Origin of the sequence: Phenylobacterium sp. J367 (assembly GCF_024699985.1) — a bacterium.
In the GTDB taxonomy this organism is placed as follows: Bacteria; Pseudomonadota; Alphaproteobacteria; order Caulobacterales; family Caulobacteraceae; genus Phenylobacterium.
Genome location: NZ_JAJONA010000001.1, coordinates 4708649 through 4723324 on the forward strand (window position 1 = coordinate 4708649; position 14676 = coordinate 4723324).

At 70.9% G+C, this 14676-nt stretch carries 11 protein-coding genes and 3 pseudogenes; 1 reads left to right on the forward strand and 13 read right to left on the reverse strand.

Annotation, left to right across the window (positions count from 1 at the left end):
• Positions 1 to 102: 102 nt before the first annotated feature.
• From LRS04_RS28570 to LRS04_RS25100, 10 genes and pseudogenes are all read right to left on the reverse strand, one after another.
• Positions 103 to 300 (reverse strand): annotated as a pseudogene (locus tag LRS04_RS28570) (prepilin-type N-terminal cleavage/methylation domain-containing protein); the annotation flags it as partial.
• A gap of 11 nt (positions 301 to 311) precedes the next feature.
• Positions 312 to 1208, reverse strand: a complete 897-nt coding sequence (locus tag LRS04_RS25060; RefSeq protein WP_257818787.1) for a type II secretion system F family protein — start codon at positions 1206 to 1208, stop codon at positions 312 to 314.
• Positions 1159 to 1605: pseudogene (locus LRS04_RS27340) on the reverse strand (type II secretion system F family protein); the annotation flags it as partial. The pseudogene LRS04_RS27340 and the gene LRS04_RS25060, both read right to left, overlap by 50 nt.
• Positions 1514 to 3001, reverse strand: coding sequence for a type II secretion system ATPase GspE (gene gspE, locus LRS04_RS25070; RefSeq protein WP_257818788.1), 1488 nt, complete (start codon positions 2999 to 3001; stop codon positions 1514 to 1516). The pseudogene LRS04_RS27340 and the gene gspE, both read right to left, overlap by 92 nt.
• Positions 2998 to 3657 carry a hypothetical protein gene (locus LRS04_RS25075; RefSeq protein ID WP_257818789.1) on the reverse strand — a complete coding sequence of 220 codons (660 nt, stop codon included), beginning with the start codon at positions 3655 to 3657 and terminating at the stop codon, positions 2998 to 3000. Before LRS04_RS25075 ends, gspE begins: the two co-directional genes overlap by 4 nt.
• Positions 3654 to 5018 (reverse strand): secretin N-terminal domain-containing protein, encoded by a 1365-nt coding sequence (locus LRS04_RS25080; RefSeq protein WP_257819253.1) that lies wholly within the window; start codon positions 5016 to 5018, stop codon positions 3654 to 3656. The genes LRS04_RS25075 and LRS04_RS25080 overlap by 4 nt, the downstream gene beginning before the upstream one ends.
• Positions 5015 to 5257 (reverse strand): hypothetical protein, encoded by a 243-nt coding sequence (locus LRS04_RS25085; protein WP_257819274.1) that lies wholly within the window; start codon positions 5255 to 5257, stop codon positions 5015 to 5017. Before LRS04_RS25085 ends, LRS04_RS25080 begins: the two co-directional genes overlap by 4 nt.
• Positions 5258 to 5444: 187 nt before the next feature.
• A pseudogene (locus tag LRS04_RS25090) lies at positions 5445 to 5825 on the reverse strand (type II secretion system protein N); the annotation flags it as partial.
• A gap of 109 nt (positions 5826 to 5934) precedes the next feature.
• The gene (locus LRS04_RS25095; RefSeq protein ID WP_308238437.1) at positions 5935 to 7107 is read right to left on the reverse strand and encodes a TonB-dependent receptor domain-containing protein; all 1173 of its coding nucleotides are present in this window, start codon (positions 7105 to 7107) and stop codon (positions 5935 to 5937) included.
• Between the two features lie 19 nt (positions 7108 to 7126).
• Positions 7127 to 9766, reverse strand: a complete 2640-nt coding sequence (locus LRS04_RS25100) for a TonB-dependent receptor plug domain-containing protein (protein ID WP_257818791.1) — start codon at positions 9764 to 9766, stop codon at positions 7127 to 7129.
• A 575-nt stretch (positions 9767 to 10341) separates the two neighbouring features.
• Between LRS04_RS25100 and LRS04_RS25105 the strand changes: the two genes are divergently transcribed.
• Positions 10342 to 10551 (forward strand): hypothetical protein, encoded by a 210-nt coding sequence (locus LRS04_RS25105; protein WP_257818792.1) that lies wholly within the window; start codon positions 10342 to 10344, stop codon positions 10549 to 10551.
• A 144-nt stretch (positions 10552 to 10695) separates the two neighbouring features.
• Here the strand turns inward: LRS04_RS25105 and glcF are convergent, their stop codons facing one another.
• From glcF to LRS04_RS25120, 3 genes are read right to left on the reverse strand one after another with little or no spacing between them, the layout of a single operon-like run.
• Positions 10696 to 11985: a glycolate oxidase subunit GlcF gene (gene glcF, locus LRS04_RS25110; protein ID WP_257818794.1), complete on the reverse strand. Its 1290-nt coding sequence runs from the start codon at positions 11983 to 11985 to the stop codon at positions 10696 to 10698.
• Positions 11986 to 11987: 2 nt separating this feature from the next.
• Positions 11988 to 13184 carry a glycolate oxidase subunit GlcE gene (glcE, locus tag LRS04_RS25115; protein WP_257818796.1) on the reverse strand — a complete coding sequence of 399 codons (1197 nt, stop codon included), beginning with the start codon at positions 13182 to 13184 and terminating at the stop codon, positions 11988 to 11990.
• Positions 13184 to 14665 carry an FAD-linked oxidase C-terminal domain-containing protein gene (locus tag LRS04_RS25120; RefSeq protein WP_257818797.1) on the reverse strand — a complete coding sequence of 494 codons (1482 nt, stop codon included), beginning with the start codon at positions 14663 to 14665 and terminating at the stop codon, positions 13184 to 13186. The genes glcE and LRS04_RS25120 overlap by 1 nt, the downstream gene beginning before the upstream one ends.
• Between the last annotated feature and the right edge of the window lie 11 nt (positions 14666 to 14676).

Here is a 14676-nt window from a genome sequence, read left to right on the forward strand (position 1 = left end):
TAGCCGCCCTCGCGGTAGCGGTCGGGCCGCGCCAGGCCGGCCGGCGGGGGAGACCAGGGCCGGCAGCCCCTGTTCGGTGGTCGGGAAGGCCAGGTTCTCCAGCCGGTAGCTCTCCACCGCCTGCTCCAGCACTGCGACGTCGGCGCGGGCCTTCTCCTTCATGGCGCGATCCTGGCTCGGCAGGACGTTGATCATCACCACCGTCGCCAGCAGGCCGATGATGACGATCACCACCATGACCTCGATGAGGGTGAAACCGGCCTCGGAGCGGTGTCGGGGGGATAGGCGAATGTCGGTCATGGGCTCGGGTCTCAGCGGTACGAGAGGGTGTTGATCTGCAGGATGGGCAGCAGGATCGAGAGGACGATCACCGTCACGATCAGGCCCATGACGATGATGATCGCCGGCTCCAGCAGGCTCATGGCCACCTGGATGACGGCGCCCACCTCGCGCTCCAGGTATTCGGCCGCGCGGGCCAGCATGACGTCGACGCGGCCGGCGTTCTCGCCGCTGGCGGCCATGTAGAGCAGGATCGGCGGGAAGACCGCCGCGCGGCGCATGGCCCCCGAGAGGCTGCCCCCTTCGCGGACGGTGGTGGCCATCTCCTCGACGGCGGCGCGCAGTGCGCGGTTGTTGACGGTCGGCGCGGTGAGCCTCAGCCCCTCCAGGACCGGCACGCCGGACGCGATCATCGTGGCCAGCGTCCGCGCCAGCCGGGCGGCGGCGAGATCGCGCAGAAGCTTGCCGAGGAACGGGGCGCGCAGCAGGCGCTCGTCGAAGGCCCGCCGGAAGCCCGGACGCCGCATCGCCTGGACGAAGGCCACGCCCGCGACCAGCAGGAGAAGCAGGACCAGCCAGCCCCAGCCACGCGTGAAATCCGAGAGCGCGATGACCGCCTGGGTGAGCCAGGGCAGCCGCTGGCCCATGCTGTCGAACTGCTCGACCACGCGCGGCACGACGAAGGTGATCAGCGCCCCGACCACCGAGAGGGCGGTCACGGCCAACGCGGCGGGATAGACGAGCGCCACCAGCAGCTTCGAGCGGGCTTCCTCGTCGCGCTCCAGAAGGTCGGCCAGGCGCTCGAGAATCTCCGGCAGGGGCGCCCGAGCTTTCTCCCGCCGCGACCATGGCGCGGTAGAGCCGCGGGAAGGCTTCGCCCTGCCGGCCCATGGCGTCTGAAAGGCGATAGCCCTCCAGAACGCCGGCATGGGTGGCGTTGAGCACGCGCCGCACCGCCGGCCGTTCCGCCTGAAGGGCGAGCGTCCTGAGCGCCTCCTCCATGGGGGCGACGGCGATCAGGGTGGCGAGCTGGCGGGTGATCAGCGCGAGCTGGCGCGGGCCCAGCCGGTCGGGGATCAGCCGGCGCAGCCACGAGGCGCTCGCGCCCTCGGCGGCGGGCTTGAGGCGCACCGGGACGAGCCTGCGGCCCTGGAGCTCCTCGCGGGCGGCCCGCTCGCTGGCCGCCTCGACCACGCCCTGGCGGGTTCGGCCGCCGGCGTCGAGGGCGACGTACTCAAAGGCCGACATGGGCGCCGGCCTCCTGAGCGGTCTCCTGGCGGGCGACGCGCAGCGCTTCCTCGAGGGTCGTGATCCCCTCGGCGACATAGCGGCGGGCCTCGGCCTGCAGCATCCCGCCGCCCGCGAACGCCGCCGTGGCGATGGCCGCCTCGTCGGCCTCCTCGCCGATCAGCCGCCGGATCCGGTCGTCGACCCGCAAGGCCTCGTAGATCCCCACGCGGCCGACGTAGCCGGTGTTGGCGCATTCGCTGCAGCCCACAGCCCGGAAGATGGTCTCGCCGACCTTCAGCCCGCCGAGCCTCGCGACCGCGGCGTCGGCGGGTTCAGCCCTGTGGCAGCTCGGACAGAGCCGGCGCACGAGCCGCTGGGCGACGATGCACCGCAGCGTCGACGCCAGCAGAAACGGCTCCACTCCCATGTCCCTCAGACGGGTGATCGCGCCGGCCGCATCGTTGGTGTGCACCGTCGAGAGCACGAGGTGGCCGGTGAGGCTGGCCTGCACTGCGATCTGGGCCGTCTCCACGTCGCGGATCTCGCCCACCATCACCACGTCCGGATCCTGGCGCAGGACGGCGCGGAGGCCGGCGGCGAAGGTCATGCCGACCCTGGCGTTCACCTGGGTCTGGCCCAGGCCCGGGATCGCGTATTCGACCGGGTCCTCGATGGTCAGGATGTTGCGGGTGGCGTCGTTCAACAGGGCGAGGCCCGCGTAGAGGCTGGTGGTCTTGCCCGAGCCCGTCGGCCCGGTGACGAGGATGATGCCGTTCGGCTCCGCGAGCGCGCCGCGGAACACCTCGAAGGCGCGCGGCGACATGCCGAGATCCTCCAGCCCGAGCTGCGCCTGGCCCTGGTCGAGGATGCGCATCACCACCCGCTCCCCGGCCCGGGCCGGCAGGGTCGAGACCCGCACATCGAGCGAACGGCCGCCGAGCGTCAGGGATATGCGGCCGTCCTGCGGCACGCGCTTCTCGGCGATGTCGAGCCTCGCCATCACCTTCACCCGGCTGACCAGCAACGGCGCGATCCGCGGCCCGAGGTTCAGGACCTCCTTCAGCACGCCGTCGACCCGCAGTCGGACGACCAGGGCGTCCTCGAAGGGCTCGATGTGGACGTCGGAGGCGCCCTGCCGCACGGCCTCGGCGATGACGCCATTGATCAGGCGGATGATCGGGGCGTCGTCCTGGGCGTCCAGCAGGTCGGCGGCGGCCGGCAGCTCGTCGGCCAGGCTGTCGAGGCCGGATGACAGGTCGAGGTCGTCGGCCGGCGCGCCAAGCCCTTCCCCCGCGTAGGTCTCGGAGAGCCGGCGCTCGAAGGCGCTGCGGCTCAGCGCCTCGACACGGATCGGCGTGCGCAGCGCGCGCCGCGCTTCCACCAGCGCCAGCGGATCCGCGCCTTCGCGCAAGCCGACGACGGAGACCTCTCCGTCCTCCAGCAGGACGACCCCGTGCTTCTTGGCGAAGGCGTAGGCGAGCGGCCGGGTCATGGGGCGGCGGCCGGCGCGGGCGGCGCGTAGCGCGGCGGCTCGACCTGCAGGTACTCGCGCACGACCCGCTCGAGCTCCGCCTGCCGGGCCGGATTGCGGGCCATCTGCTGGCCGACGATGAAGTCGTACTTCGGCCCGGTGACGTAGCGGGCGTCGGCGGCGTTGCGCACGATCTTCGGCCGGATGAACACCATCAGGTTGCGCTTGGTCTGCTGGCGGCCGGTGCTGCGGAACAGGTTGCCGACCACCGGGATGTCGCCGAGCAGCGGCGTGCGCTCGTCCGTCTGCGCCTCGTTGTGGTCGAGCAGGCCGCCCAGCACGACGATCTGGCCGTCGTCGACGTTCACCGTCGTCTCGATCTCCCGCTTGTTCAGCACCACGTCGCCCACCGAGGTGGAGAGGCCGCCCGCGATGCTGGAGACCTCCTGGCGGAGCGTCAGGGTGACCGTGCCGCCGGCGTTGATCTGCGGGGTCACCTCGAGCTGCACGCCGACGTTCTGGCGCGCCGTCGTGCGGAACGGGTTGGTGTTGGAATCCGCCAGCACCTCGCCGGTGGTCACCGGCACCTCCTGGCCGACGAGGATCGTCGCGGCCTGGTTGTCGAGAGTCATGATCGAGGGCGTCGAGAGCAGGTTAGAGTGGGTGTCGCTCTTCACCGCATTGATGATGAAGCCGAACAGCAGGTCCCCGCTCTGGCCCGCGCCGCCGAGCAGCAGGCCGTTGGTCGCGAGCAGCGAGCTTGCCGCCGCCGCCCGGAGCTGGGCCAGGAGGGGGAGTCCTCCGGCAGGTTCTTCTCGCCGGCCGCCGCGCCCAGCAGGGCGGTCATGTTCGGCTGGGCGTTGGAATAGCCGGTGCTGGCGAAGGGGATTGCCGAGCCGTTCGCGCCCGCCAGCGCGAACTGGCTGGAGAGCTTCTTGGCCGCGTCGTCGGAGACCTCCACGACGATGGCCTCGACCAGAACCTGTTGCCGGCGAACGTCGAGTTGGCGGATCACCTCGGCCAGCATCCGCTGGGTGTCGGGATCGGCGGCGATGATGATCGAGTTGGTGCCGGGATAGCGGGCGATGTTGGCCCGCGAGGCGCCGGCCGGCGTGGCGGCGGGCGTAGCGGTCGACGCCTCGCCCTGCGTCGCATTTCGCGCCGGCGTCGCCGTCTGGGGGGCTGAGGGCGTCTGGCCGACGAGTTGCTGCAGGACCGGCACGAGCTGTTCGGCGCTCGCGTGCTGCAGGGTCACCACCCGGACGTCTCCCGCCGTCTCGGCCCGGCGGTCGAGGTCGGCGGCGAGGGCCAGCAGCGGCCGCACGGCGTCGGCGTCGCCCCGCAGGAGGATCGAATTGCTGCTCTCCACGACCACGATGGAGACCACACCGTTGCGCGCCTGCGGGTCGGCGCCCGGCGGCTTCAGCAGGTCGTTGAGCACGCCGGCGATCTCGCGCGCCGAGGACGACCTGAGGGTGACCGTCTGGGTGATCCCGCGATCCTCGTCGATCTGGGCGATCAGGCCCCGGATGCGGCGCAGGTTGTCGCCATAGTCGGCGACCAGCAGGAGGTTGCCGCGTGCGATCGGCACGACGGCGCCCTGCCGCCCGACCAGCGGCTTCAGGGTCTCGGCGGCGGACGCCGCGTCGAGGTTCCGCAGGCGGATCACCTGGGTCGCAAAGCCGTAGCCGGCCTGGGCGCCGAGCGTCGCCGGCTGCTGGGCCGCGCCCTCCTCCGGCTGGATGCGGTAGGCCCCGGCGCCCGTCGGCACGGCGACGAGGCTGTTGGCCCTGAGCGTGGACATCAGCACGTCGAGCAGCTCAGTCCGGTTCAGGGGCTCCTGGCTGACGACGCTCACCTTTCCCTGCACGCGGGGGTCGATGATGAAGGTCCGGCCGGTGGCGCGGGCCACGTCCTGGATGAACACCCGGATGTCGGCGTCCTGCAGGTTCAGCACCTGCTCCTGCGCCAGCGCCGGCGCGGGCAGGTGCATAGCGGCCGTGGTCGCCATCAGGACGAGGGAGAGCAGCTTCTTCACTTGGGCGACATCCGGACACGCGTGGTCATGGTCTGGCCGCCGCGCTCGAAGCGGATCTCGGCGGAGGTAGAGGCGGCGAGGGTCTGGGGCAGCTCGCTGACGCGCTCCGGCGTCAGCACGACGCCGTCGACGGCGAGGAGCACGTCCCCCTGGCGCAGGCCGGCCTGGGCCAGCACGTCCGACCCGCCGCGCGGGAAGATGGTGTAGCCGGCGGGCTGGCCATCCTGCAGGCGCGGCACGAGTGTCGTCTGGCCCAGGAGCCGCCGGGGGGTCGATCGAGGCGCCCGAGGCGGGCGTCTCCAGTGGCGCGGAGGACAGGGCGGGCGGAGCCGGCGCCGCGCCTGCCTGCGGGGTCGGGAAGCCGACGCGCTGGCGCGCGGCGCCGCGGGCGAGGATCACATGGTCGGCACCCACGGCCGCCAGGGTCACGCCGGGCGAGAATTCCTCCCCGACCGTCACGGACCGCTGCGGCCCGCCGTCGGCGGCCAGGATGGCGGAGCCCTTGCCGCCGACGCCGGCGCGGACGCCGTAGAGGACGACCCCGCCGCTGCTCCCCTCGCCCGCCGCTGGCGCTGTGGCGGCCGACCCCCGGAAGAACGGGTCAAAGCTGGCGAGGATCGAGAGGTCGGCGGCCGGGCGGGCCGGCGCCGGCGCGGGCTGGGCCGCGCCGAATGGCCCGAGCGGCGTCGCGAGGGCCCAGACCAGCCGCGCGACCTGTACCGCGAGCAGGACGGCGAGGCCGACCTCGATCGCCGCAAGCAGCGCCCGCGGCCGAACCGCGCGAAGGCTATCCAACGTCAGCTTCAACCTGTCCCCCGTGGCCGCCAGGCGGGCGGCGACGGGGGACTCTTGGCGGAGGAAGCCGACGTTCCGGTGACGCTTAGATGAAGCTAACGTGACACTCGTCGCGAGCGCGTCAGAAGCGTGTGGACAGGCTGAACGACAGGCTGCGGCCGAGCTCGTAGTAGTTGAGCTTCACCTCGTCCCCGCCGCGTTCCTGATGCTCGTCGAACTCGGCGCCCAGGATGTTGCGGGCTTCCACGCCGAAGGTGAACGGCTGCGTCCAGGCGGTGAACTTCTGGCGAAGCGTGAAGTCGACCGTCCAGCCCGGATCCTGCACGAAGTCCGGCGAGCCCGCCGAGCCGCGCGCGGTGACCCGCTCCGAGGCGTAGTTGGCGAGCAGGGTCGCCTGGGTGTTCCCGTCCAGGCTCTCCAGGCCGAGCTGGATGTTCGCCAGGTGCTCGGACTGACCCTGCAGCGCGCTGCCGTCGATGACGAAGTTCTCGGCCGGTGCCGGGGCGCCGTTGTTGGTCAGCGGATAGACGACATCGCCCTCGCTCACCTTCACCTCGGCCTTGGTATAGGTGTAGTTGGCGGCCACCAGGAACCGCATGTCGCGCAGGACGGCGACGTCCATCTCGGGTTCGAAGAACTTCTTGAACTCCGCCTCGACGCCGTAGACCGTGGCCTTCGGCGCGTTGAGGAAGCTCTGCTGCAGCCCCGAGCCGGACTCGTTGACGACGCTCTCGATCGGCTTGTCGATGTCCTTGTAGAACACCCCCACCGTCGCGAACTGCCCGCGGTCGAAGTAGCGCTCGTAGCGGGCGTCGAGGTTCACCAGCTCCGAGTCGACCAGATAGGGGTTGCCGATGAACGTCCGGTCGCTCTCGGGGTCCAGGTAGATCTGCGGCGCCTGCTCGCGGAACTGCGGACGGGCGATGGTCATCGAGGCGCCGAAGCGGAGCTGCTGGTCCTCGGCGAAGTTCCAGGTGACCGTCCCGGCGGGAAGCAGGTAGTCGTTGTCCAGCTTGTTGCCGGCGAGCGCCGCGCCCGCGTTGAACAGGTCGACCGCCTGGACCTCCTGCTTGCCGCTCTCGTAGCGGGCGCCGAAGGTGGCGCGCACCGCCGGCAGGATCTCGCCCTCGCCCTGCAGGTAGAAGGCGTTGGTCTTCAGGCTGGCCTCGTAGGCGGCGGCCCCGTCGGAACCGGTGACCTCGCGCAGGATCAGCCCGTCGTTCGTGATGTTGTAGTCCGAGTACAGATAGTCGACGCGCTGCATCTGGAAGGCGATCGACGGCGTCGAGTTCATCGTGAAGCGGAAGACGCGCTTATCCGAGAACCGCTCGTTGTCGTACCAGGCATAGCCGCCTGAGACGGTGAAGTCGGCGATCAGCGGGTTCTCGAACCGGTAGCGGAAATCGATACCGAAGCCGGTCGCCTTGTCCTCGAGCTCGCTGAAGTTGATGAAGTTGGCGTCGGCCTGCGGATTGTGCAGGTACACGCCGTCCACGAGGCGATAGCGGACCTGACGCTCGTAGGGCGCGTCCCGCTCCGTGCGCGCATAGGACCCGCGCCAGTCGATCTCCAGGTCGCCGAACCGGTGCTCGCCGGTCAGCTGGGTGTCGATCAGCTCGCGCTGGTACCAGGCCGTCCAGTCGTCGCGGATGTAGTTCGAGGCCCGCGAGCTGTCGCCCTCGACCGAACGGGTCTCCTTGGTGACGTTGCGGACGTAGAGGTTGGTCCACTTGAAGGTATGGTTGTCCGTCTCCAGCGCCAGGCTGGTCAGGCCGTTGATGACGATGTCGTTCTGCGTCGAGTTCGAGCGGAGGTCCTCCAGGATCGACAGGCCGTCGAGGCTGACGATGCCCTCCTGCTGGACGGCGTCGCGGGTCTTCCAGCTCAGAATCGTAGCCGGCGACGGCGACGAAGCCGACGTTGAAGCTGTCGAAGCTCCAGGAGGTCCCGCCGGAGATGTCGAACTTGCCGTCGAACGGGACGTCGTTGGTCTGCTGCAGCAGGTTGATGTTGGCGTTCTGGAAGCTGCGGCCGATCTGGGTCAGCTGATCCGGCGTGAAGTTGCTGGAATCGATCCGCTTGCCGGTCTCGATGCCGCGGCGGACGAGCAGCGGCAGCTCGCGCGTACCGTCGTCGACGCCGGTCCCATCCCAGTCGCCGCCGTAATAGGTCAGGCCCGGCTTCAGCGTCGTCTCGTCGTTCATGCCGACCGAAACGCTCATGGCGAAATAGGGGTCGTCGGGAATGTCGACGGTGCGGATGTCGATCAGGCCGCCGCCGAACTCGCCCGGCAGGTTCGGCGAATAGGTCTTCTGGACGTTGACCCCGGCCAGCACGTTCGACGGGAAGAGGTCGAGCGGAACGACCCGTTGCAGGGGTTCCGGGCTCGGCAGCGGCGAGCCGTTCAAGAGCGCCGAGGAGTAGCGCTCGCCCAGGCCGCGGACATAGACGAAGCGCCCGCCCACGACGCTGAGACCGGCCAGCCGCGTCAGGGCCTCGGCGGCGGTGTCGTCGCCCTGGCGGGCAAGGTCTTCCGGCGTAACGATCGAGGCCACTTCGGAGGTCTCGCGCATCACCTCGGGGATGTACTTCCCGCGGACGATGATCTCCTCGACCTCGGTATTGTCCTGCGCCTGCTGGGCGTGGACGAGGCCCGGCGCCAGCAGCGCGGTCGTGCAGAGAAGCAGCCCGGCCAGCGGGCGGGATTTCTTGGTCATTTGGAGATCGCCTTCAAGGGTGCGCCGGGAGCGGAGAGGGCGGAGCCTTTCGAGGGCCCCGCCCCGCGAGATCAGCAGCTCGAGCCGCTGGTCAGGCCGCAGGTCCAGCCCTGCCACCAGGTGTCGTTCGCATCGCGGACGGCGCCGATGTAGGCCACGTTCTCGTAGAAGCTGTTCAGCGTGGACGGGTTGAACGGGGTGACCGCCGCCTCGTTGGCGCCGTTGACGAAGCTGTTCGTCAGGGTGCTCGTGAAGCTGGCGTTGTTGTTCGTGCCCGCGCCGAACAGCGCCTGCGCCTCGGCTCCGGTGACGTCGCTGTCGTTGCGGAAGCTGATGGAGCAGGAGAGCACGACCGAGTCCCAGCGCGGGCGCCGCGGCGACGGTGGACGGCGTGTCCACGTCGATACAGGCGGTGGCGGTGTTGGCCGACACGTGGATGCCGTTGACGAACCGGCCGCTGGTGCCGGTGTTCAGGATCTGGATGTCGCCGGCGCCGGTGCGGGTGGAACCGATGGCGGTGTAGTTGGCGATCACCGGGCGGGACGGCAGGGCCGTCTGCACGCCCACCGAGCTCTGCTCGAACACCCGGTCGCCGCCGTTGGCGCGCTGGCGGGCGATCAGGAACTGGATGCCGCCCTGCCAGCCTTCGTCGGTGTCGATGCTGTCGTCGTCGGCGCCGGTGATGATGATTCGCTTCAGGCGGACCGTGCCGCCGAAGAATTCCATGCCGTCGTCGGAGCTGTTGTGGACCTGGATGTTCTCGACGACCGTCGCCGAGCCGACACCCAGGAAGGTGATGCCGTTCAGCTCACGGTTCGGCTGCACCTCGAAGCCCGGATAGCGGACCTGGATGTAGCGCAGCCGGCCGGAGTTGTCGGTCGGGCTGTTGCCGCCGTAGAGCGAGATGCCGCCCTCGAAGGTGGCCACGCAGTTGATGTTCGGCGGCGTCGTGCCGGCCGGGCAGGAGGCGATCGGCGCGCGGCCGGCGATCACGATGCCGCCCCACTGGCCGATCAGGTCGGCCCCGGAATTGCCGTCCACGTTCGAGCGGCTGGTGAAGATGATCGGGTTGGTCGCGGTGCCCTCGGCGAAGATCTGCGAACCGCGCTGGACGTTGATGTAGTCCAGGCCGCCCGAGCCGTAGAGCCGGACGCCCGGCTCGATCGTCAGGATCCCCGCCTGGGCGCCGGCGATCGGATTGTTCGGATCGGCGCCGCGGTCCTGGCCGACGTCCACCCGGCCGCTGATCGAGTAGATCGTGCCGGCGCGTTGCGGGATCAGCAGGTTGCCGGTGATGAGCTGGGGCAGTTGGCAGGCGCGCAGCGAGCCGCCGGCGACGGTGCCGACGTTCGCGAAGCCGGTCGGGCAGTCCGCGGCGGGCTGGCCCGGCTGCGGATTGTTGCCGCCGTTGTTTCCGCCATTGTTGCCGCCGTTGTTGGGCGGGAAGGCGCCCTCGCCGGGCGAGGCGACATTGTCCGCACCCCCCGCCGCACGAGGCCAGGGCCGCCGCGCTCAGGGAGACAAGAAGCAGGTTCTTCAGTTGGTTGACGCCGGTCATCGAAAATCTCCCACCGTGGCTCATCGACGGCGCACGCGAGATTCCGACCCTGGCCATCTGCCAAGTAAGCCGCCCGCCTGCCCTGGGGCGGGTTTTATGAGGCGGCGGTGACAGCGACCCGACAGTAAGGTGACAGATATATTGCACCGCTTGGCGAGGCGGCTGCCCGGGTCCGGGCCCCCGCCAACGGACCGACACACGGCTGTCGCCTTGGTTGTGTATCCCCGGCTCACAAGCTGCGGAGTACAGTCACATGCGGCAGATCGTTGTGCGGCGCGCCGAGAGCGCCTGGGCCCTTCAGACCGGCGCCGAGACCCGCTACTTCCGGTCCGGAGCCCAGGCCGAGCGGAGCGCCCGTGATCTTGCGGCGGGCATGGCCGCGCGCGGCGTGCCGGCCGAGGTGGCGGTGTTTGACCTGTCCGGCCGTCCCGTCGGTCGCGTCACCTACCCGGCGGCCGCCTGATCCCCGAAAGAAGGAGGACCAGACGGGGGCCTGGTCCTCAAGGTGCGGGGTACAGACGTCAGAAAGCGAGTTCATCCGGCGCGGGCCCTGGATAAGGGCTGGGCGTGACACCGCCGCGACAGCGCTACGAACTGTTTCTGACGCCTAGAGGAGGCCCCGCGGCGCGGGGCCGCCCGCCGCCCAGTTCAGCAGTTCCACCGTGTGCACGACCGGCACGCGGGTTCCGCCGGCGATCTGGGTGAGGCAGCCGACGTTGCCGGTGGCGATGACGTCGGGCCGAACCGCCTCCAGGGCGCCGACCTTGCGCTCGCGGAGCCGGCCGGCGATCTCCGGCTGCAGGAGGTTGTAGGTCCCGGCCGAGCCGCAGCAGAGGTGGCTCTCGGCCGACTCCACCACCTCGAACCCCGCCGAGCGCAAAAGCTCCACCGGCGCGGCGCGGACCTTCTGGCCGTGCTGCAGCGAACAGGCGGAGTGGTAGGCGACCCGGAGCGGCCGGGCGCTGGTCGCGGCCCGCATCCCGCCGATCTCGACGACATACTCGCTGACGTCGCGGGCCAGGGCCGAGATCCGCTCGGCCCGCCGCGCCCAGGCGGGCTCGTCCCGGAACATGTGGGCGTAGTCCTTGACCTGGGTTCCGCAGCCCGAGGCTGTGACCACGATGGCGTCCAGCCCGCCGGACTCCAGTTCGGTGGTCCAGGCCTCGATGTTGGCGCGCGCGAAGGCCTTGGACGGAGCCTCCTTGCCCAGGTGGTGCGGCAGGGCCCCGCAGCAGCCCGCGCCCTTAGTCACCACCACCTCGACGCCCTTGCGGATCAGGAGCTGGATGGCGGCGGTGTTGATCTCGGGTGCGACCACCGTCTGGGCGCAGCCGGCCAGCAGCGCCACCCGGGCCCGGCGCTCGCCGACCGCCGGGAAGACCGCGGGGATGGCGGCGGGGTCCGGCTTCGGCAGCGCCTTCGGGGCCATGTCCGCCATGCCGCGCAGGCGGCCCGGCAGCAGGGGCGCGGCGAAGCGGAAGGCCTGGGCCAGCCGGATCGCGGCGCGGAACCGGCCGGGCCTCGGCAGGATCGCCGCCAGCAGGCCGCGCAGCACGCGGTCGGGCCAGGGCCGCCTGTGGTGCGTCTCGATGTGGGCCCGCGCCTGGTCGATCAGGTGCATGTAGTCGACGCCCGAGGGACAGGTGGTGACGCAGGAGAGGCAGCTCAGGCAGCGGTCGATGTGTTTGACCGTGGAGGGCGCGGGCGGCCCGCCCTGCTCCAGCATCTCCTTGATCAGGTAGATCCGGCCCCGCGGGCTGTCGAGCTCGTCGCCCAGGAGGACATAGGTCGGGCAGGTCGCCTGGCAGAAGCCGCAGTGCACGCAGGTGCGGATGATCCCCTCGGCCTCGCGGGTCTTCGGGTCGGCGCGCTGCGCCTCGGTGAAGCCGGTCTGCACCGTCAGGCCCCCGCGTACATGCGGCCGGGATTCAGCACCCCGCCGGGATCGAACTGCGCCTTGACCCGGGCGGTCAGGGTTTCCAGCGGAGACCCCGCGCCGTCGAACGGATCGACGGCGGCGCGCGCGCCTTCGGGAGCCCGGACCAGGGTAGCATGGCCGTCGTGGCCCACCGCGGCGTGGAGCGCAGAACGGACGACCCCGGCGTGGGCGTCAGGCGCGGGCGGCAGTTCCAGCCAGATTCCCCCGCCCGCCCAGTCGAGCAGATACCGCCCGCCGAGCCGGGCCGCCAGCCGGGCGCCGAGCGGGCCGTGGCTCGGGGGGACGGAGAGCCGCCAGAGCACGGCGCCGGCGTTCGCAAACGGCGCCGCGTCGGCGACGGTCTTCCAGACCGCCCGCGTCTCCTCGGGACCCAGGTCGGCGGCGAACGGCTGTCCGGCCAGGGTCGCGCGAAGATGCGCCGCGCGGGCCGCCACCGACGGCCCGAAGCCCTCCAGCCGGAGCAGGGTCTGCGACGCGCCCGCCGACAGCTCGGCCGGCAGGAAGGCGGCCGCCGACACCTGGGCCGGCGTGCCCATGGCCTCGGCCATCGCCGTCACCGCCGCCTCCACCGAAAGCCCCTCGAGGCGGAGCGTCACGCTGGTCTCGGGGGCCGGAAGGACCTTCACGGTCAGCTCGGTCACGGCGCCGAGGGTCCCGAAGCTGCCGGCGATTAGCTTAGGAAGGTCGAAGCCGGTGACGTTCTTCACCACCCGGCCGCCGCCGGCATAGGCGTCGCCGAGCCCGTTCACCGCCTTCACGCCCAGGCAATGGTCGCGCGGGGCCCCGGCGCTGAGCCGACGGGGGCCGCCCCGTCCGCAAAGGATGGCGCCGCCGATCGTCCCCTGCCCCGTCGGCTGTCCGAACAGCGGGCCCAGGTCCGGCGGTTCGAAGGCCAGCATCTGGCCGCCCTCGGCGAGCAGGGCGTCGACCTCGGCCATGGGCGTTCCGGGCTTCAGGGTGAGCACCAGTTCCTCGGGTTCGTACCGTACGATCCCCGCGAGACCCGAGAGGTCGAGCACCGTGTCGGCCGCCACCGGCCGGCCGAAGCCGCGCTTGGTGCCCTGACCCACCAGTTCGAGGGCCTCGCCCGCCGCGGCGGCGGCGCGGATCACCTCGGCCGCCTCCTGGGCGGTCCAGGCCGTCTGCACCTCAGCCATCAGAACCGCTCCAGCTCGGGGAAGCGGAACTGGCCGCCCTTCACATGCACGCGGCCATACTCGGCGCAGCGGCAGAGGGTCGGGAACACCTTCCCCGGATTGAGCAGGCCGCTTTCGTCGAAGGCGCACTTCAGGCGCTGCTGCTGGGCCAGATCCTCCGGCCCGAACTGGACCTCCATCAGATCGCGCTTCTCGATGCCGACGCCATGCTCGCCGGTGAGCACGCCGCCCACCTCCACGCAGAGCTCGAGGATCGCCGCGCCGAACGCCTCGGCGCGCTCGAGCTCGCCGGGCTTGTCGGCGTCGTAGAGGATCAGCGGGTGCAGGTTGCCGTCGCCGGCGTGGAAGACATTGGCCACCCTGAGGCCGAACTCGGCCGACATCGCCTGCATCCGGTTCAGCACTTCGGGCAGGCGATTCCGCGGGATCGTGCCGTCCATGCAGAAATAGTCCGGCGAGATCCGCCCCACCGCCGGGAACGCCGCCTTCCGCCCCGCCCAGAACCGCAGGCGCTCCGCCTCGTCGGCCGAGGCGCGGACCGAGGCGCAGCCGTGCTTCGTGGCGATCGCCTCGACGACAGCGATCAGGTGCGCCACCTCCGCTTCGGGCCCGTCCAGTTCGGCGATCAGCAGGGCCTCGACGTCGAGCGGATAGCCGGCGTGGACGAAGGCCTCGGCCGCATGGATCGCGGCCCGGTCCATCATTTCCATGGCCGCCGGGATGACGCCCGCCGCGATCACCGCCGCCACCGTCGCGCCGGCCTGTTCAACGCTGGGGAAGCCGATCAGCAGGGCGCGCTGGGTCTCGGGCGCCCGCAGGATGCGGACCGTCGCCTCGGTGACCACGCCCAGCAGCCCCTCCGAGCCGCAGACCACGCCCATGAGGTCGAGCCCGGGCGCGTCGAGATGCTTGCCGCCGAGCCTGAGGATCGTGCCGTCCATCAGCACCATCTCGACGCCCAGTAGATTGTTCGAGGTCATGCCGTACTTCAGGCAGTGCACCCCGCCGGAATTCTCGGCGATGTTGCCGCCGACGGTGCAGGCGATCTGGCTGGACGGATCGGGGGCGTAGTAGAAGCCGCGCCCGGCCACCGCCTGGGTCACCGCCAGGTTAGTCACCCCCGGCTGCACCACCGCCACGCGGTTGCCGTAGTCGACCTCCAGCACCCGGTTGAACTTGGCCATGCCGAGCACGATGCCGTCGGCCAGCGGCAGGGCCCCGCCGGAGAGCGACGTCCCGGCGCCGCGCGGCACCACCTTCACCCCTTCGCGGTGGCAGTAGGCCAGGACCTGGGAGACCTGCTCCACGGTCTCCGGCAGGACGACGATCAGCGGCTTCTGGCGATAGGCGGTGAGCGCGTCGCACTCGTAGGCGGCGAGTTCGGCGTCGTCGGCCTTCACGCCTTCGCCGGGCACGATCTTCCTGAGCGCGGTGACCAGTTCACCGCGCCTCGCGATCGTCCGACCGTCCGGCGCGGGCATCCGCAAGGGTC

Excerpts from the sequence above, each read along its gene's own strand:
- LRS04_RS25060 (WP_257818787.1), bottom strand. The coding sequence starts at position 1,208 with ATGCCGGCGTTCTGGAGGGCTATCGCCTTTCAGACGCCATGGGCCGGC.
- gspE (WP_257818788.1), bottom strand. The coding sequence starts at position 3,001 with ATGACCCGGCCGCTCGCCTACGCCTTCGCCAAGAAGCACGGGGTCGTC.
- LRS04_RS25095 (WP_308238437.1), bottom strand. The coding sequence starts at position 7,107 with ATGAACTCGACGCCGTCGATCGCCTTCCAGATGCAGCGCGTCGACTAT.
- LRS04_RS25105 (WP_257818792.1), top strand. The coding sequence starts at position 10,342 with ATGCGGCAGATCGTTGTGCGGCGCGCCGAGAGCGCCTGGGCCCTTCAG.
- glcE (WP_257818796.1), bottom strand. The coding sequence starts at position 13,184 with ATGGCTGAGGTGCAGACGGCCTGGACCGCCCAGGAGGCGGCCGAGGTG.
- LRS04_RS25120 (WP_257818797.1), bottom strand. The coding sequence starts at position 14,665 with ATGCCCGCGCCGGACGGTCGGACGATCGCGAGGCGCGGTGAACTGGTC.